The 18,602-nt window shown below is 60.6% G+C and carries 11 protein-coding genes; 2 read left to right on the top strand and 9 right to left on the bottom strand.

The window, feature by feature from the left end; translation table 11 throughout:
• Positions 1–125: 125 nt before the first annotated feature.
• The 9 genes from glgX to PFEN_RS11745 form a co-directional block, all read right to left on the bottom strand.
• Positions 126–2,285: a glycogen debranching protein GlgX gene (gene glgX / locus PFEN_RS11785; protein WP_191487014.1), complete on the bottom strand. Its 2,160-nt coding sequence runs from the start codon at positions 2,283–2,285 to the stop codon at positions 126–128.
• Positions 2,286–2,464: 179 nt separating this feature from the next.
• Positions 2,465–2,746, bottom strand: coding sequence for a DUF2934 domain-containing protein (locus PFEN_RS11780; protein WP_191487013.1), 282 nt, complete (start codon positions 2,744–2,746; stop codon positions 2,465–2,467).
• Positions 2,747–2,762: 16 nt separating this feature from the next.
• A complete protein-coding gene (locus PFEN_RS11775) occupies positions 2,763–5,504 on the bottom strand; it encodes a malto-oligosyltrehalose synthase (RefSeq protein WP_191487012.1) in 2,742 nt (913 codons plus the stop codon).
• Positions 5,501–7,582 (bottom strand): 4-alpha-glucanotransferase, encoded by a 2,082-nt coding sequence (malQ, locus tag PFEN_RS11770; protein WP_191487011.1) that lies wholly within the window; start codon positions 7,580–7,582, stop codon positions 5,501–5,503. Before malQ ends, PFEN_RS11775 begins: the two co-directional genes overlap by 4 nt.
• On the bottom strand, positions 7,579–9,387 hold the full coding sequence (gene treZ, locus PFEN_RS11765) for a malto-oligosyltrehalose trehalohydrolase (RefSeq protein ID WP_191487010.1): 1,809 nt from the start codon (positions 9,385–9,387) through the stop codon (positions 7,579–7,581). The genes malQ and treZ overlap by 4 nt, the downstream gene beginning before the upstream one ends.
• Before the next feature lie 14 nt (positions 9,388–9,401).
• Positions 9,402–10,967, bottom strand: coding sequence for a glycogen synthase GlgA (glgA, locus tag PFEN_RS11760; protein ID WP_191487009.1), 1,566 nt, complete (start codon positions 10,965–10,967; stop codon positions 9,402–9,404).
• 329 nt (positions 10,968–11,296) lie between these two features.
• Positions 11,297–12,106, bottom strand: a complete 810-nt coding sequence (locus PFEN_RS11755) for a hypothetical protein (RefSeq protein WP_224770948.1) — start codon at positions 12,104–12,106, stop codon at positions 11,297–11,299.
• 114 nt (positions 12,107–12,220) lie between these two features.
• Positions 12,221–13,174 (bottom strand): D-2-hydroxyacid dehydrogenase family protein, encoded by a 954-nt coding sequence (locus PFEN_RS11750; RefSeq protein ID WP_191487008.1) that lies wholly within the window; start codon positions 13,172–13,174, stop codon positions 12,221–12,223.
• Positions 13,175–13,188: 14 nt separating this feature from the next.
• Positions 13,189–14,208, bottom strand: coding sequence for an alpha/beta fold hydrolase (locus PFEN_RS11745; protein WP_191487007.1), 1,020 nt, complete (start codon positions 14,206–14,208; stop codon positions 13,189–13,191).
• A 607-nt stretch (positions 14,209–14,815) separates the two neighbouring features.
• Here PFEN_RS11745 and leuS point away from each other — a divergent pair.
• Both leuS and PFEN_RS11735 read left to right on the top strand, forming a co-directional pair.
• The gene (gene leuS / locus PFEN_RS11740) at positions 14,816–17,269 is read left to right on the top strand and encodes a leucine--tRNA ligase (protein ID WP_191487006.1); all 2,454 of its coding nucleotides are present in this window, start codon (positions 14,816–14,818) and stop codon (positions 17,267–17,269) included.
• A 102-nt stretch (positions 17,270–17,371) separates the two neighbouring features.
• Positions 17,372–18,274, top strand: a complete 903-nt coding sequence (locus tag PFEN_RS11735; RefSeq protein ID WP_191487005.1) for a hypothetical protein — start codon at positions 17,372–17,374, stop codon at positions 18,272–18,274.
• Positions 18,275–18,602: the final 328 nt, after the last annotated feature.

The raw sequence follows: 18,602 nt of genomic DNA, 5'->3' as shown, positions 1-18,602 counted from the left end.
CTTGTGTGGACTTGCATACACCGTCCATCAGCCCTGATGCATCCGGTGCCGCATTCCACTCCGGGAATGCGCGAGTGAGTATCGCCCATATGGCCCAGAATGCGACTTTTACGGCTGGAAAACGCTCAGGTTTGTTCGCTGCGTTGCAGTTCGAACATCACCAGCGAACGTCCGGTGAGCGTGTATTCGCTGTTGAAGGCGAAACGTTCCTGGCCCTTGACCTGCGGGTCGTTGGTGTCGATCACGCAGGTCCAGTCCAGGCCTTGTGGCACTTCGGGCAGGCGGAAATTGACTCCATCGTGGTGGGCATTGACCGCCAGCAGCAAGGTCGCATCGTCGCCGGTGCGGGGAATCCCGGAGACCTGGGCGCGGCCGTCGAGCAACATACCCAGGCAGCGGCCATTGCCGTCGTGCCAGAGTTCGGTGGTCATTTCATTGCCATCGGGTGTCAGCCAGGTGACATCCTTGACCCCCAGTTGCTCATTGTAGTCGCCGACCAGGAACCGTCCGCGGCGCAGGATCGGATAGGTCAGGCGCAACTTGATCAGGCGCTTGACGAACTTGAGCAACGATTTGCCGTCCTCGTCCAGCTCCCAGTTGATCCAACCGATTTCGCTGTCCTGGCAGTAGGCGTTGTTGTTGCCGTGCTGGGTGCGGGCGAACTCGTCGCCGGCGACGATCATCGGCGTACCCTGGGCCAGCAGCAGGGTGGCGAAGAAGTTGCGCATCTGGCGCAGGCGCAGGGCATTGATCTGCGGGTCCTGCGTGGGACCCTCCACACCGTGGTTCCAGGACAGGTTGTTGTTGGTGCCGTCCTGATTGTTTTCGTCGTTGGCTTCGTTGTGCTTGTCGTTGTACGACACCAGGTCGTGCAGGGTGAAGCCGTCATGGGCGGTGATGAAGTTGATCGAGGTATAGGGGCGTCGACCGCGGTGGTCGAACAGATCGCCCGAGGCGGTCATGCGCCGGGCGAAGTCAGCGAGCTGGCCGTCGTCGCCTTTCCAGAACGCCCGCACGGTATCGCGGAAGCGGTCGTTCCACTCGGCCCAGCCCGGCGGGAAGCCGCCCACCTGATAGCCGCCGGGGCCACAGTCCCAGGGTTCGGCGATCAGTTTGACCTGGCGCAGCACCGGGTCCTGGCGACAGGCGACGAGGAAACTGTGACGTTCGTTGAAGCCGTCGTGATAGCGCCCGAGGATGGTCGCCAGGTCGAAGCGGAAACCGTCCACGTGCATTTCCGTGGCCCAGTAGCGCAGTGAGTCGGTGACCATCTGCAGCACGCAGGGATGGCTCAGGTCCAGGGTGTTGCCGGTGCCCGAGTCGTTGATGTAGAAGCGTTTGTCCTCGGGCATCAGGCGGTAATAGGAAGCGTTGTCGATGCCGCGCATGGACAGCGTCGGGCCTTGCTCGTTGCCTTCGGCGGTATGGTTGTAGACCACGTCGAGGATCAGCTCGAGGCCGGCGTCGTGCAGGTGCGCGACCATCTCCTTGAATTCGGCGATCTTGCCGTTGGCCAGGTAGCGCGGGTCGGGGGCGAAGAAGGCGATGCTGTTGTAACCCCAGTAGTTGGTCATGCCTTTTTGCAGCAGGTGCTGGTCGTTGACGAAGGCGTGGATCGGTAGCAACTCCACCGAGGACACCCCGAGCTTGCGGATATGTTCCAGCACCTCGTCGACCATCAGTCCGGCGAAGGTCCCGCGCACCTCTTCCGGTACCGCGGGATGGCGCATGCTGAAGCCGCGCACATGGGTTTCATAGAGCAGGGTGCGTTCCCAGGGCACGTTGACCCGCTGATCGTGGCCCCAGGTGTGGGCCGGGTCGATCACCTTGCTCTTGGGGACGAAGGGCGCGCTGTCGCGTTCGTCGAAACTGAGGTCGGCGTCGGGGTGGCCGATGGTGTAGCCGAACAACGCCTCGGACCATTTCAACTGGCCAATCAACTGCTTGGCGTAGGGGTCGATCAGCAGCTTGTTGGGATTGAAGCGGTGGCCGTTCTGCGGGTCGTAGGGGCCGTGCACCCGGTAACCGTAGATCAGTCCGGGATGGGCATCGGGCAGGTAGCCGTGGTAGATCTCGTCGGTGTACTCGGGCAGTTCGATGCGTTCGAGTTCCACTTCGCCGTTGGCATCGAACACGCACAGCTCGACCTTGGTGGCGTTGGCGGAAAACAGCGCAAAATTGACTCCCAGGCCATCCCAGGTGGCTCCGAGCGGGAAGGGCAGGCCCTCACGGATTCGCGAGGCCTGGACTTCGGGCGTGGGTTCGGGCTTTTTCGGCTTGGTCATGGGCGCTCCTGCGGGTGTGTTCGGTGGTCCGGTGTACGGATCGAAGGCTCAGGTGGCTATATGATCTGGCCAACAGTGGGAGCGGAGCTTGCCCGCGAAGAGGCCCTCAAGATCGCCAAAAGCTTCGCGGGCAAGCTCCGCTCCCACAGGTATGTGTGGTCTTCAATACCGCGCAACACTCAACTGGCCGTCGGTTTGCGCGGTGCTCGCGGTTTCTTTTCGGCGGCTGGTTTGGTGGCGGTCGCAGGTTTTGCCGTGGCTTTCGCTACCGCCACCGGCTTGGCGGCGACCTTGGATTTGGCCGCGGGTTTGCTCGCTGCCGGCTTTTTCGGCGCCAGCGCCTCGGCTTCCGCCAGCTTGCATGCCATCTCCCAATGTCGGGCCTCGTGGCCCTCGGGGCGACCCTCCGATTCCCAGATCTGATAAGCAAACTCACGGATACGTTTTTCGTCGGTATTCATCGCCATGCTCCTGAACTCAAGTTTGGGTAAAGAGATTAACCGGGAAATCTCCGAGTGCCGCACCGACCATCAGCTCGCTATGGGGTGTGACTGCGCACATCGAAAAAAGTCCCTTTAATTTGCAATCCGGTGCGGCGAACGGCAGTTTGACCCGCGTATCGCCCCAAACCGGTGCCTGTACCCGTGGCAGGTGAGCATGTGCCAGAAGTCTGGCCGCCTGCCTGGGCACGATCACGATGACCCGCTGCGTCGACGCGCTACGCATAAAGGCCAGCACGTGTTCGGCCTGCTCGCCGAGCACTTCCAACGGTTGATAATCGCCACGACTGAAGACCCTCCCATGTTCGGCCCGCACCGCCAGCGTACGGGCAATCAAGGCTTGTTTGAGGCGGCCGCTGCGCCAATCCGTCAGCAGTCCCTGCGATGACGCTGGATGCTCCAGCGCCCGTTGCCGGGCGGCGAAGTCCACCGGCCGGCGATTGTCCGGGTCCACCAGGCTGAAGTCCCAGAACTCGTTGCCCTGGTACAGGTCCGGCACACCCGGTACGGTCATGCGCAGCAAACACTGGGCCAGACTGTTGAGCGCGCCGGCCGGCGCGATCTTTTCCACCGCCGCCAGCAGGGCGCTGCGCAGTGCCAGGCCGACGGGGCGGGTCAGCAGCGCCTCGAGAAAATCGCGGCAGGCCTGTTCATAGGCATCGTTCGGTGCATTCCAACTGCTGTTCAGCTTGGCTTCGCGCAAAGCCTTGCATTGCCATTGCCACAGACGCTCGGCGTAATCGCGCAGGCCGGGCGCATCGTCGCTCGACAGCGTCAGCGGCCAACTGCCCAGCAGTGCCTGATAGAGGATCAACTCGTCCGCCGCCGAGGGCGCCAGGGGATCGCCGCGCAGCGCTTGGGCCAGTTCGCGAAAGCGTTGCACCTGTTCGACGTACCACGGAGCATACTCGCTCAGCACCGCCAGGCGCGCGCGGCTGTCTTCGCCACGTTTGTGGTCATGGGTGGCGCTGGTCAACAGGTTGTCCGGGAAGCTTTCCAGGCGCTGTCGGTTGGTCGCGTGGAACTCTTCCACCGGCGCACTGAAGCGTTCGGCGCAAAAGCCCACGTCGTTGCGCGAGAGCAGCACCGCCGAGCGATAGAACGCCGTATCTTCCACGGCCTTGGCGGCCGTCGGCGAGGTCAGTTGCTGGAACCGCACGCAGGCATGCTTGAGCAGTTTGCGCGGACGTCCCAGCGCGCGCTCGCGCCAGGGTTGTCCACCGAGCCATTGTTGCAGGTACTCGAGCACCGGCCAGTCGGCTTCGCCGAGGGTGGTGCGGGCGCCAGCCAGGGCCTGCTGGAAAAACGCTTCGTCCTGGGTCGGGCGGCCCAGGGCATTGATATAGGTGCGGTACACCGGATAGTGCACGATCAGCGCCTGCAAGGCCCGCCGCAGCGCCCCGAGCGTCAGGTCGCGGCTCATCAGGTCGTCCCGGGCCACTTGCAACAGGGCCTGGGCCACGCTTTCGCAGTCGCCGGCCAGGGAACCGGCGAGGATCTGCTGGCGGGCCAGCCGGGCTTCCTCGGCGAACTCGCCGGGGCGCTCGCTCAAACGGGTCCAGAGCTCGGTCAACGGCGGTTCGCCACGCGGATCGTGTTGCAGCAACGACAGTTGATCCATGAATTCGTAGCCGGTGGTGCCGTCCACCTGCCAGTCAGGGTGCAGGGTTTCGCCCTGGCCGAGGATCTTTTCCACATAGATCGGCAGGTGCCGTCCGGGGGCCAGGCGGTCGACCCGTCGACGCAGTTTGCGGCAGTAACCGCGCGGGTCGGCGAGGCCGTCGATATGGTCGATACGCAGGCCGTCCACCAAGCCTTCCTCGATGAGCTGGAAGATTTTCTGGTGGGTGGCCTCGAACACCGCCGGGCGCTCGACCCGCAGGCCACCCAGTTCATTGACATCGAAGAAGCGCCGCCAATTGATATCGTCGGCGGCGGTGCGCCAACTGGCGAGGCGGTAGTGCTGGCGCTCCAGCAGCCAGTGCAGGCGCTGCAAGCCTTCGGGCTGTCGCGAGTCGTAGCGCGCCAGGCTCTGTTCGATGGCTTCATGCAGATCGCGGCGTTGCGCCAGTTCCGCGCGCAGGACCTGCGCCTGGGCATAGGCGTCGGGCAGGCTGTTCAGGGCCTTGAAGTGCCCGGCCAGGGTTTCCAGTTGCGGGATGTTGGCCAGTATCTGTGCGTAATCCCGTGGACAGATGGGAAAGCGGTGCTGGTAATGCTCGACATGGAAGCTGCCGTGCTCGGCGTCGAAACATAAGGGAATGCTGCCTTCCTGCAAGGCCACGCCGTAGTCATTGTCCAGGAACGGCATCAGCAGTTGCCCTTCGAGCAGCGGGTCGGGCGAGTGCCATTGGATATCGAAGAACTCGCCATAGGGGCTCAGCCGTCCCCATTCCAGCAGGTCCAGCCACCAGGGGTTGTCCGCGCCGCCGACGGCCATGTGATTGGACACGATGTCGAGGATCAGCCCCATATCGTGTTGGCGCAGGGTCCGCACCAGGCGTCGCAAGGCCGGTTCGCCGCCCAGTTGCGGGTTGACCCGGGTCGGGTCGACCACATCGTAGCCGTGCAGCGAGCCGTCGCGAGCGGTGAGCAGCGGCGAGGCGTAGAGATGACTGATGCCCAGTCGCGCGAAGTAGGGCACCAGCGGTATGGCGGCATCGAGGCTGAAGTCTTTATGAAACTGCAGGCGCACGGTGGCACGCAATGGCGGATTCATCGGTCACGCTCGGCCGCCTGGAGCCGGGCACAGGCCAGCAGTTCCAGGCGGCGCGCGGCGTCGACATCGTCGAGCAAGCGAGCGCTGTCACCCGGTAGGCGCCGGCGCCAGTTGGGGTGACTGTCGATGGTCCCCGGCAGGTTGGCCTGTTCTTCGACGCCCAGGGCATCCTCCAGCGGCAACAACACCAGTGGCGCCCGGGTATGGCCGAGGAAGCGCACGCTGGCGTCCAGTATCTGGTCGGTTTGCTGGGACTCATCGCGGAAATTCTGCGGATCGTTGCTCAAGGCACGATGCAGGCCCTCGCGTTCGCGTTCGCGGGTTTCGCGCCAGTATTCGGCGGTGTCGGTGTCGATCAGTCCGAGCTGGATGTTCCAGTCAATGTCCCGGGCGTGCCACCAGCCATTGAGGGTCGGCAGGTCGTGGGTGCTGGTGGTGGCCAGGGCATCGTCCGGCCAGTCGAGTATGGGGCGGAAACGATGGCCGTATTCCTGCTCGAACAACAGCACGCGCATGCCGAGGATGGCCCGGGCACCGAGCTTTTCCCGCAGGCCGTCGGGGACCGTGCCGAGGTCTTCGCCGAGCACCACCGCCTGGTGGCGCGCGGACTCCAGGCTCAGCAGACGCAACAGGTCGTCCAGCGGATAATACAGGTAGGCGCCGTCGCTCGGCGGTGAGCCGAGGGGGATCACCCAGAGCCGCTGCAGGCCCATCACATGGTCGATACGCAGGCCCCCGGCATGGGCGAAGTTGGCCCGCAGCATTTCGATAAAGGCCCTGAAGCCATGGCGCTTCAGACCTTCCGGGGCGAAGGCCGAGATGCCCCAGCTTTGCCCGCTGCGATTGAGGATATCCGGTGGTGCGCCGACGGTAAGTTCGGCCAGCAATTCGTCCTGCCGGCTCCAGGCCTGGCTGCCACCGCCGTCGGCGCCGACGGCGAGGTCGGCGATCAGGCCAATGCCCATGCCGTTGTCCCGGGCGGTTTGTTGTGCGCGCTCGAGGCAGCGGGCGATCAGCCATTGGCCGAAGGCGTAGAAACCGATCTCTTCGGCCTGTTCCTCGGCGAAGCTGGCGAGGGCCGGGTTGTCGGGGTGGTGCCAGGCCGCGGGCCAATGCCGCCAGTCAGTGCTCTCGCCGCGTGCCGCACAGGCGGCTTGCAGGGCTTCGAAGCGGCAGTGATTCTCCAGGGCTTCGCCACCCGCCTGGCGAAAATGCGCGAAGTCCGTGGCCAGTGGCTGAGTATCCAGGCGAAACCCGTCGTACAGCGCGCGCAGCAGGCGCTGCTTGGCGCGGGCGGCACGGGGCCAGTCGATCAAGGGTAACGCTTCCAGCTGCCGCAGTTCATCGGCCAGCCCGGCGCTGCTGATGGCCTGGTGCAGGGCCTGTTCGCCGAGAATCGCTTCCGGTGCCGCATAGAGACTGTTGAGGAACAACCGACTGGACGGCGAATAGGGGCTGTAGCGTTGCGGGTCACAGCTGAACATGGCATGCAGCGGGCTGATCGCCAGGGCGTCGGCGCCACGTTCGCCGGCGGCTCGAACCAGGTTCTCCAGGGCCAGGCTGTCACCGAAACCGCCATCGCCCGCTCGTTGCAGGGCATAGAGCTGGACTGTCAGGCCCCAGGCGCGGGGTGTCGCGGTATCGGTGGCCGCCGCGATGCTGTGGCACTGCGCCGGGGCCACGGCGAGGGTAAAGCGCTGGCCGGCGATATGCACGGTCTGGTAGCCCAGGGGAATCTTGCCCGGCAGCACGGCGTCCTGGTCCAGATGCAAGTGCAGGACCGCGCCGCTTTCCAGATGCACTTCGCAGGCCGTACCGGCGGTGAAATAGTGGGCCAGGTCCAGGCCCTTGCCGAGGTCCGCGGTCAGCAGCGGTGGCAGGTGTTGCTGTTGCTGCGTGAGTTGCAGTTCGAGCAAGCTGCTTTCAATGGCCTGTGTGCTGTCGGCGGGGTGCCCCAGCCCTGCGAGGACCTTGCGCAAGACCTCGGGCCGGACTTTCTGTGGCCGGCCATTGGCGTCGATCCAATCGACGGCCAGGCCGGCCCGGCTGGCGAGTATTTCCAGTTGCGCATCGCTCATGGTTGCTCTCCGGTGGGTGACTGCATGACGTCCCCGGGGGTCAGGGTAACCAGCGCGCAGTAGGGGGCCAGATGGCCTTCGTCGAGTTGGCGACTGGCGCCGGCGGTGCTTTCGAACAACAAGCGGGCCTCGGTGGGCGGGCTGTGGCGGATCGACTCGGCACTGAGGTTGAGGTCGATACGCAGCAGGCTGCCATCGCCCATTCGCCAGCGTGCGCTGAGCGCGCCGTCGGCCAGTACATCGCAGCCCAGGGCCTGGGCGCCGGGGAGTCGGGGAATGATTTCGCGGTGGCGCAATTCCAGCAATTGGCGGTAGAGCCTTAGGCTTGCCTGGCGGATCAAATCGTCGCTCGCCTCGTTCAGGTCGGGGCGCGAGTCGTTGAAGGTGGCCTCTGCGTTCGGGTCGGGGATCAACGCCCGGCGGCGGGGATCGGCAAAGTCCGGGAACTCGGCGAATTCCGCGCGGCGACCTTCGCGCACGGCGTCAGCCAGTTCACCGTGGTGGTCGGTGAAGAACAGGAACGGTTCGCGGGCGCCGGTTTCATCGCCCATGAACAGCAGCGGGATCATCGGTGACAACAGCAGCAACACCGTGGCGGCCTTCAGGGCCGGGGCCGGACAGAGCTGATTGAGCCTTTCACCGAGGGCCCGGTTGCCGATCTGATCGTGGTTCTGCAGGAACAACACGAAGGCGCTGGGCGGCAGGTGCGCGCTGGGTTCGCCGCGGCTATGGCCGTGACGGTTGGAGTGCCCCTGGAAAACGAAGCCCTGGCTCAGGCAGCGGGCCAGCTTGGCGGTGGTCTCCCGGGCGTAGTCGGCATAATAGGCGGCGGTCTCGCCGGTCAGCAGGACGTGCAGGGCGTTGTGGCCATCATCGTTCCACTGGGCGTCAAAGGCCTCCTCCAGCAGGCTGGCCTGGTTGCGTTCGTTTTCCAGGGTCAGCCAGACGTGGCGCGCCGGGTCCACCTGTTGGCGCACCGCTTGCGCCAGTTCGTGGAGGAAGCCGCTGTCGTTGATCGCGTGCACGGCATCCAGGCGCAGGCCGTCGAAGCGGTATTCCAGCAGCCACATCAGCGCGTTGTCGATGAAAAAATCACGGACTTCGCGGCGGCGGAAGTCGATGGCCGCGCCCCAGGGGGTTTGCTGGTCATCGCGGAAGAAGTCGCGGGCGTATTGGCCGAGGTAATTGCCGTCCGGGCCGAAGTGGTTGTAGACCACGTCCAGCAGCACCATAAGGCCATGACCGTGAGCACTGTCGATCAAGTGCTTGAGGTCCTCGGGCGAACCGTAGGAGGCCTGCGGCGCATAGGGTTGCACGCCGTCGTAGCCCCAGTTGCGTTCACCGGGAAATTGGCCCAGGGGCATCAACTCGATGGCGGTGACCCCCAGTCCGGCCAGGCGCGCCAGTTGGCTTTCCACCTGGCGATAGCCGCCGAGGACACCGACGTGCAGCTCGTAGATCACCGCTTCATGCCAGGGCCGACCGGGCCATTCCTTGTGCCGCCAGTGATAGGCCAGGGAATCGACCACCTGGCTCGGCCCGTGCACCCCCAGGGCTTGGCGCCGGGAGGCCGGGTCGGGCACCGGTTGCTCGCCGTCGATGCAGTAGCGATATTGGCTGCCGGCCGGGCAGCGTGCTTCAAGGACAAACCAGCCGTTGTGCTGCGGTAGCATGGCCAGAGAGCGGCCATCCTGCAGTTCGACGCTGACGTAGTAGGCGTCCGGTGCCCACAATGCAAAGCGGGTGTGTTCCGCGTCCAGCAGGATCGCGCCATGAGGCCAGGTTTCCAGAGTCCGTGACGGCATCTATGAAGGCCTCTTCAGTGCTGGCCCGACCGACTCCGGGACTTGGCGACCAGGTTCTGGTACAGCTCGGCGTAGGGCTCTACGGCCTTGCACCAGTTGAACGGCGCGGCCATGGCGCGGCAGCGCATGGCATTGAGTAGCGGCGGGTAGGCGAACACCTTGAACGCCCGACGCAATGCCTGCGCATAGCTTTCCACGGTGGACTCGTCGAAGAGGAAGCCGGTGACGCCGTTCTCGATGGTGTCGGCCAGCCCTCCGGTGTTGCGCGCCACCGGCAGCGAGCCGAAGCGCTGGGCGTACATCTGGCTCAGGCCGCAAGGTTCATAGCGTGAGGGCATCAGCAGGAAGTCGCTACCGGCGAACATGCGCCGGGCATCGGTCTCGTTGAAGCCGATGCGCACCCCCACCCGGCCGGGAAAGCGCAGGGCCAGTTGGCGCATGGCCTGTTCTTCTTCCGGTTCGCCACGGCCGATGATCGCGATCTGGCCGCCTTCATTCACGATCATTTCGCTGACCGCTTCGGTCAGGTCCAGGCCTTTCTGGTAGACCAGCCGCGAGACCACCGCAAACAGCGGTCCGTTCGAGGGATCGAGGCCGAACAGGGTCCGCACGTGGCTGGCGTTGACCGCCTTGCCTTCCCAGTCACCCGGGGTGAAGGGGTGGACCAGGTGGCTGTCGGTGGCCGCGTCCCAGCTTTCGTCGATGCCGTTGGGAATGCCGCTGAGCAGGCCCTGATGGGTCTTGCTGGCGAGAAAGCCGTCCAGGCCACAACCGAATTGCGGCGTAGTGATTTCCTCGGCGTAGGTGGCACTCACCGTGGTGATATGACTGGAGTAGGCCATGCCGGCCTTGAGGAACGACAGTTTGCCGTAGAACTCCATGCCTTCCTGCTGCAGGGCATGGGGCGGGATCCCCAGCTCCGGGCAACAGGCGAGGCTGACCACGCCCTGGTAGGCGAGGTTGTGAATGGTGAACAGCGTCGGGGTGCGCTGGCCGCGCCAATGCATATAGGCCGGGGCGAGGCCGGCCGGCCAGTCGTGGGCGTGGACCAGGTCCGGGGTCCAGTGGATCTGGGCCAGGTTGGCGGCGATATCGGCCGCCGCCAGGCCCAGGCGGGCGAAGCGGATGTGATTGTCCGGCCAGTCGCGACCGTTGTTGGCACCATAGGGCGTGCCATCGCGCTCGTAGAGCTCAGGGCAGATCAGCACGTAGATCACCAGGCCGTCGGGCAGGTCCATGCGTCCGATCTTGCACGGCGGCAGCGCGGCGTGGCCACCCAGCTCGCCGATGATATGGATCGGGTTGTCGCTCTGCATCACCTGCGGGTAGCCAGGGATCAGCACCCGCACATCGTGCAGGTGATGCATGGCCCGTGGCAGGGCCGCGGACACATCGCCGAGGCCGCCGGTCTTGACCAGATCGGCGAATTCGGAGGTGACGAACAGGACCTTTTTCTTGTTGGAATTGACAGCAGTTGCCGTCAATACGGCTTTTCCTCCCGCCAAGGGAGCTGACACGGGGACTGCTTCGCTGGCCTGATTAAAATGCTCTTCCTGAGTTCCCAACGCAGCGCTGATCATGTGTCTCTCCCATTTTATTTGATCTGGTTCTTCTTTCACACAGTGTGCCCAAACCCCTTCCTTTGGTCGGACACGCTGTTTCCGTGCGGCAGGGCCAAGAGTGCCCGTCGCACGGAGGCAAGAAAGAGTGGGGGAGCAACTGCCCGCAAAACACCCGGAACAGAGGCCCTACCTTTAACCTGACCGACCGCTGTTTCAGAAGTTTCGACTTTTTTGCAGCGAAATGACTGAGCGGTCGGCAGGCCCGAAGTCAGTGTAGGAGAGATGTCGCCGCCGTGAGAGGCGTTGTTTAGACGAATGTCGGAAAAATACAGCGCGGTTGATCTATGTCACAGCGGGTCATGGACGATCGTCCCGGAACGGCCGCACCCCGCTGGCGCAGGTTCGAAGCCCAGGCGCTCAAGGATGGTGCATTGATGGCTGGGCAGCAGTTGATGGTACGCCCAGATATAGAGCCCGCCGATCTGTTTCTGGATCACCTGGTCGAGGAACAGCCGCAGGTTGTGATCGGTCAGGCCACGGCTGGTCAGCGCCAGGATCAGTTGTCCGGTATTTGCACCATGGGCGAGGGTGCGCTCCAGGGACTGTCCCACATAGCGCTCGATTTCGGCATCGGTCCACATCCGGCTGGCGTAGCAATAGTGCACGAGCTGGTCGCAATGTCCGGATTGCACCACTTGCCGCACCTTGTCGTTCAGGGCCATGCCGTTGCTGCTGGTGGGAGTGTTGTAGGTGTAGCCCGAGATAAAGCCGAAGCGGGTCTGTTTGCCCTGCCGCTTGAGGATCCTCATGGCCGTGATGACGTTCGGGATGTTCATCTGGCACTCGTCGTCGAAGTCGACGCCATCCCAGCCTTTGTCGAGGGTCGCGTTGACGATGAGATCGATCTCGTCCTGGTTGGCGGGCTTGGCTTTCGGCGAGCAGAGGCCGCCGCCGTAGGTCCAGAGTACCTTGCCGGTGTAATCGTGCGGACGCGGGGCGGTTGACGTGGCGGGGCTCCAGCCGGGGGTGCCGGCGGTGCCGGTGGTCAGGCCGTCGAGGTTGGTCACCATGCCGTACATCATCTGGGTGAAATGCGGCAGGGGTTCGCGGCTGAGGGTCTGGCTCCAGCCGCCGAGTTCGAAGGGCGTTCGGGTCATGCGCGTTCTCCTGAGCGTGCCGTCGGAGGTGACGACACTTCAGGAGCGAGTAAACGAAGGCGCGGGGCTGGGATGGAGGTGCTTATTTATGGCTCCAGGCGGGCCGACAGGTGCTTAACTCAGCAGCCGGATCGGCTGGCCGCTGGCCCAGGCCTGGATGTCTTCGATCATCTGGTTGTAGAACAGCCGGTAGTTGTTCTGGCTGACGTAGCCGACGTGGGGCGTTGCCAGGACGTTGTCCAGGGTGCGGAACGGGTGGTTGGCCGGCAACGGTTCCTGTTCGAAGACGTCGAGGGCGGCGCCGGCCAGCTTGCCGCATTCAAGTGCGCTGATCAGCGCCTGTTCGTCGACGATCGGCCCGCGCGCGGTGTTGATCAGGTAGGCCGAGGGCTTCATCCAGCTCAGCGCCTGGGCGTCCACCAGGCCGCGGGAGCGTTCGCTGAGCACCAGGTGCACGGAGAGCAGGTCGGCCTGACTGAACAGTTCGGCCTTGCTGACGTACTCCACGGCGGATTCGGCGGCTCGTTCGGCGCTAAGGTTCTCGCTCCAGGCGATGACCCGCATGCCGAATGCCTTGCCGTAGCCGGCGACGCGCTGGCCGATGCTGCCCAGGCCGAGAATGCCCAGGGTCTTGCCATACAGGTCGCCGCCCAGGCCCTGCTGCCAGTGTCCGGCGCGCAGCGCGTTGGCCTCCTTGAGGAGATTGCGATTGGCGGCCATGATCAGCGCCCAGGTCAGCTCCGGTGCCGCGTGCTTGTAGCTGTCGGTACCGCAGACCTGGATACCGAGGGCATTGGCGGCCTTGATATCGAGGGCGGCATTGCGCATGCCGCCGGTCACCAGCAGCTTCAGGCGCGGCAGTTGGCGCAGCAGCGCCTCGTTGAACGGGCTGCGCTCGCGCATCACGCAGATCACTTCGAAACCGCCCAGGCGCTCGGCCATGGTGGCGGTATCGGCCGGGTAGTCGTGGAGAAAACTCACCTGGCCCACGTGGCTCAAGGCACTCCAGTCCACGGCCTCGGCGGCCACGCCTTGCCAGTCATCGATTACCGCGATCCGTAGGGTCATGCGCTGTTTCCTCATTATTGTTTGCTGGCAAGCCAACCGAGCAGGGCCTTGTGGAAGCGTGCCGGTTCTTCCATCTGCGGCGCGTGGCCCAGTCCGGGGAACTCCACCAGGGTTGATTGCGGGATCAGTTTCGCCACCTGCTTGCCCAGCATGTCGTAGTGACCGAGGCGCGCCTTGACCTCGGGTGGCGCGATATCACTGCCGATGGCCGTGGTGTCGGCGGTGCCGATCAGCAACAGGGTGGGCATCTTCAGGTCCTTGAACTCGTAATAGACCGGCTGGGTGAAGATCATGTCGTAGATCAGCGCCGAGTTCCAGGCCACCGCGACGTGACCGGGACCTTTGTTGAGGCCGGCGAGCATATCGACCCAGCGCTCGAACTCGGGTTTCCAGCGGCCGGCATAGTAGGTAGTGCGTTCGTAATTGCGGATGCCCGCGGCATTGAGTTTCAGCTCGCGCTCATTCCATTGATCGACGGTCCGGTAAGGTACGCCGAGGGCTTTCCAGTCCTCCAGGCCGATGGGGTTGACCAGCGCCAGGCGTTCGACCTGTTGCGGGTAGAGCAGGGCATAGCGGGTGGCCAGCATGCCACCGGTGGAATGCCCCAGGACCAGGGTTTTCGCGATGCCGAGTTTTTCCAGCAGGGCGTGGGTGTTGTTCGCCAGTTGCTGGAAACTGTACTGGTAGTTGTCGGGTTTGCTGGAGGTGCAGAAACCGATCTGGTCCGCGGCGATCACGCGGTAGCCGGCGTCGCTCAGGGCCTTGATCGACGAGTCCCAGGTAGCGGCGCAGAAGTTCTTGCCGTGCATCAGCACGATGTTCCGGCCGTTGGCCTTGCCGCTGGGCGGGACATCCATGTAGCCCATCTGCAGGGACTTGCCCTGGGATTGGAACGCGAAGTGTTGCACCGGGTAGGGGTATTCGAAGCCTTGCAGTTCCGCGCCATAGGCCGGCCCTTCGGCAGCATTGGACAACACGGGAAGGGAAGTGGCCAGGAACAGGCTACCGAGGACGAGCGCGCGGGCATTCGGCATACAGGATCTCCAGAAGAATCGGAGCGATGCTGGTGAGTGGCGATTAACTCTGGATTAACAGGTGAATAAATCAATTCATAACATTGGAGGTTAGCAGTTAACGTCGAGTGCGACCTCGATTCGCTCCTCATGTTTCTCATATTTCTTGATCTTTGCTGTGCGAGTTTTCCTGCAAGATTTGGTGTGTTTTCTCAAGAATGTTTTCTCTTTTCCTATATCTTTATAGATTATCTCGGGTTTGCTGAGTGTTGCGGAAATTGCTTCTTCCTTAGTCTTAAAAACGTATCGGGTCAGTTGTGATTTTCGTAAGGCTTGAGTACTTCTCAACTTGGAAATACTCTGAAATAAATTATGGTTTCCGAGGGCTCAGCCCCTCTGGTCGGCATGTTGCCCACGATATAGAGCTATTTCTTGGTAAAAACTAGATGGTTGATGGCTGTGCTTATTGTTTTGCTGTCAAATTAGCGGTTGACAGAGTGTTTTTTCTACATCTAGAGTGTTTTTCATAGACGAAAAGTTTATCCGTGCGAAACGATTTGGCGTGTAGCCATTTTCATTTTTGTGCGACGAATCCATAAAAGCTTTTGGAAAAGCGTGGTGGTCCGATATGGATAACGATCAGTTTAGAAGTAAGTGGCAGCGGCGCTGGGCGGAAGGTAATGTATTCGCCGTCGATAATTTTGTCGATAAGCCTCCTTATTATGTGCTTGATATGTTTCCCTATCCGTCGGGCCATGGTTTGCATGTTGGTCATGCCGTCGGTTACATCGGAACAGATATTGTTGCGCGCAAAAAAAGAATGGAAGGATTCAACGTGCTGCACCCTATGGGCTGGGATGCATTCGGCTTGCCTGCAGAGCAATATGCGATAAAGACCGGTGTGCACCCCTCCGAAGTGACACGGACAAACTGCCAGAACTTCAAGCGACAGCTTATGCTGATGGGCTTAAGCTATGACTGGGACCGGGAAATCAATACATCTGATAAAAAATACTATCGGTGGACTCTGTTTCTTTTTCTCAAATTGTATGAGCGTGGTTTGGTGTATGAGAAAGAGGAAAATGTTTGGTGGTGTGAGGCCCTTCAAACTGTTCTGGCGAACGAAGAGGTTATTGATGGGCGTTCTGAGCGTGGTGATCACCCCTGCATCAAAAAGCCGCTAAAGCAATGGATGGTGAAAATCACTGAATACGCTGAGCGCTTGTTAGCAGATTTGGATCAGCTTGATTGGCCGGAATCAGTCAAAAAAATGCAGCGTGATTGGATCGGGCGTACCGAGGGTATCGATATCGATCTCCTCGTGCGGGAGGACGCAGCCAGTTCTCTCACTTTGTTTGTCTCAGAAGCCGAAACACTTTATGGCACCAACGCCGTATTTCTGTGTACTGAACACCCCTACGTAAAAGAGCTTTGCCGGGTTCATGACAGTGACCTCTTCACCCGGATTGCCGACTTGCAGGATCCAAAGGTCACGGTAGACGGCCTGTCTTTGCAGCGCCACGTACGTCATCCACTGACGGGAGCACTGCTGCCCATTTATGTCGTCAACTACCTGACGTTCGATGGTAGAGAGCAGGCGATATTCTCTATTCCAGAAACTGATCCTAAAGCCACGTCTTTGTGCAAGCAATTTGGTTTGCCCCACATTTCTGTTCTCGATGAGGTCGATATGCGGGACTGCCTCAAAAACTCCGGGGTTTTTAGCGGTCTCTCCAGATACGAAGCTCGTGCGCGGATCGAAGCCGAACTCATAGGCAGTCATGGGGCTGTCAGCAGGGTTCGTTACAGAATGCGCGACTGGCTGTTTTCTAGGCAGAGGTACTGGGGTGAGCCTTTTCCACTATACCGGGACCGTCACGGTAACTTGGTTGCGGCTAGCCGTGGAGAGCTGCCGATCGAGTTGCCGACGGTCGAGAGTTTCCTCCCAAGCGCCGACGGTACCAGTCCGATGCAGCGCGCGCAGGACTGGGTGAACTGCAAAGATACTGCGGATAACCCGCTATACCGGGTCACTGACACCATGCCTGGATGGGCTGGATCGTGTTGGTATTTCCTGCGGTTTATGGATCCGCATAACGAGGCCGAACCGTTCTCTGTCGCAAGTGTTGAGTACTGGAAGCAGGTTGATCTTTATGTTGGCGGGGCGGCCCATGCGACCATGCACCTGCTCTATGCCAGATTTTGGCACAAGGTGCTTTTCGATGTCGGGTTGGTGAGTTTCGATGAACCCTTCAAGACGCTCTATAATCAGGGGTTGGTGACTGCCGATGCATTCAAGGATGGGACCGGCCGGATAGTAGCGGTGGATGAAGCGGAGTATCGGGCCGGCAAATACTGGTTAAGGAATAGCGATCACGAGTTACAGGTTTTCAATACAAAAATGTCAAAATCCCTTCTAAACGTGGTCGTACCAGACGACATCATTCGTGAGTTCGGGGTCGATACCTTCCGTATCTATATGATGTTCATGGGGCCGCTCGGGCAGAGTAAAAAGTGGGATGTCAAGGGTATAAAGGGATGTAAGCGGTTCCTTAATAGGGTGCTGAACATTTTTACCGACGGTCTTGAATCCGACGCTTCTCACGACCAATTTACGGATTCGGACCGGCACCCGCTGGATATTCAGTGGGGAAAAACCCTATCCAAGGTCGATGCGTCCTTTGTGACCTTGAACTTCAATACCGCGATTGCTGCATTTATGGAGTTCCTGAATCAGGCCGAGAAACAAAAGGACTATTTTTTCGAACGTATAGGTGCCGACTTTGTGAAGGCCCTGTTCCCCTTCGCCCCTCATGTGTGTTCTGAAATCTGGGAACGTTTGGGCTATCACAATATCGACTATGTACAATGGCCCGTGGCGCGGGTGATCCATGTCAGGGCGACTCGGATCTACATCAATGGTAAATATATGGACGATCTGATGGAGGGAACAGGTGAGGAGCTGATTGATGTCGATCTGGCTCGAAACAAAGTATTTGATGCCCTGAAAGGGTATGCAGTGACCAAAGTGATATATGTGCCAAACCAAATCGTGAATTTCCTAGGCAGTCATGAAACCTGAGCCGAGATTGCAGATAATACGCGAGGGGCAACTGATATTTGTAGGATCGAGATTTGTCTCGATCTAAAAGATAGTATACCTATCGCCTCAAGAAAAGAAATTATGAATAATAAATTTCACCTTCAGGTCAGAGTTATCTTCGCATTGTTTATGTGTGGCATGATTTCCCTTCATGGCGGAATCACCCTGCTTTACTTGAGCATTACCAGTATTACCTTCACCTCTCAGGGAATTCTGGCATTCTATTTGTCGGGCTGTCTGGCAGTAGTGTTGGTTCCTCTAATGGGGGCTAGTTGTGAGCGAGTAGTGCAGGTGGCCCTGGTGGTCAAGATACTACTGGTGCTCTGCGTATTGTCGACCGGTATTGTGTGGACTATTCCAGAAGCGCTGTGCTCGGGGCTTATTGCCTCATCGAGTTTCTATTTTGCGATGCGCGAGGTCTCCAAGGGAGAACACGGCAAATTGCTTGCATCGGTGTTGGTGCTGATCATCAATATTGAATCTCTGGTCTGGTATGCCGCTCTGGGCTGGCTCTCGGAGCAGCAGTCCCGAGTCTGGCTGTCGCTAGCCTATGCATTTGCCACAATTGTGCCTTTGCTCTACCTCAGCACATTTGTCGGTACTGCAAAGACCCAGCGTGTCAGCATCAAACAACTGCTGGTTCTCGGTAAATCGCTTTCGATCTATAACTTGTGCTGCTATATGCTTGCAGCGTTCGCGGCCAATTATTTCAATCTGTCACTCCATTATTGGGCGGGACTTGATGCGCAGCATTGGTGGGGCAGTGTCCCCGGCATTACCGGATTCTATATCCTCGGTGTTTTGACCAGTGTAGCGCTGTTGTCCCGGTTGAGGGTCTGTGATGAGAGGCTATTAATCGTGGCGTTGCTCGCCTTTGCGCCATCGGGTATTGGCTTGCTGGCAACGCTACCGAGGATTCTCTGCTACTGGCTGCAGCCGTATTTGGGTTGGGAAGCACAAGTACACTGGTCATGTCGTCGATAGTTGCAAGTCTTGCGCAAACGTATGACACCCTCAGCCGTCTGCTAGTGGTAGCCGTGCTGGCAGCGATGCAAGTGTGTTTGATCTCGTTGATTCATATAGTCAAGGTATTTGCTCGCATCTCTATCAGTGAATGGCAGGTAATAGCTATAGCTGGTGGTGCATTGATTTTGTTCAAGGTACATTGCTTGTGTGTTGAGAAATTGACACTCAAGTCGCAATAGCATCGAGCAAGGGGCTAAGCAAAATATATCATGTTGCTGGTCTATAGGTTTTTAATGCGCTGTGCTCAACCTGCGCGAAAGCGCTCTTATGGGAAGGAAACTATATG

The organism is Pseudomonas sp. FEN (genome assembly GCF_904067045.1).
GTDB lineage: Bacteria > Pseudomonadota > Gammaproteobacteria > Pseudomonadales > Pseudomonadaceae > Aquipseudomonas.
Note: the sequence above shows the minus strand (reverse complement) of the source record. Positions and strands in the feature narration are given on the sequence as shown.

Bases quoted from the DNA above. Each gene is read 5' to 3' on its own strand.
- malQ (WP_191487011.1), bottom strand. From the start codon at position 7,582: ATGAGCGATGCGCAACTGGAAATACTCGCCAGCCGGGCCGGCCTGGCC.
- glgA (WP_191487009.1), bottom strand. From the start codon at position 10,967: ATGATCAGCGCTGCGTTGGGAACTCAGGAAGAGCATTTTAATCAGGCC.
- PFEN_RS11780 (WP_191487013.1), bottom strand. From the start codon at position 2,746: ATGAATACCGACGAAAAACGTATCCGTGAGTTTGCTTATCAGATCTGG.
- PFEN_RS11750 (WP_191487008.1), bottom strand. From the start codon at position 13,174: ATGACCCTACGGATCGCGGTAATCGATGACTGGCAAGGCGTGGCCGCC.
- glgX (WP_191487014.1), bottom strand. From the start codon at position 2,285: ATGACCAAGCCGAAAAAGCCCGAACCCACGCCCGAAGTCCAGGCCTCG.
- treZ (WP_191487010.1), bottom strand. From the start codon at position 9,387: ATGCCGTCACGGACTCTGGAAACCTGGCCTCATGGCGCGATCCTGCTG.
- PFEN_RS11745 (WP_191487007.1), bottom strand. From the start codon at position 14,208: ATGCCGAATGCCCGCGCGCTCGTCCTCGGTAGCCTGTTCCTGGCCACT.
- PFEN_RS11775 (WP_191487012.1), bottom strand. From the start codon at position 5,504: ATGAATCCGCCATTGCGTGCCACCGTGCGCCTGCAGTTTCATAAAGAC.
- PFEN_RS11755 (WP_224770948.1), bottom strand. From the start codon at position 12,106: ATGACCCGAACGCCCTTCGAACTCGGCGGCTGGAGCCAGACCCTCAGC.
- leuS (WP_191487006.1), top strand. From the start codon at position 14,816: ATGGATAACGATCAGTTTAGAAGTAAGTGGCAGCGGCGCTGGGCGGAA.
- PFEN_RS11735 (WP_191487005.1), top strand. From the start codon at position 17,372: ATGAATAATAAATTTCACCTTCAGGTCAGAGTTATCTTCGCATTGTTT.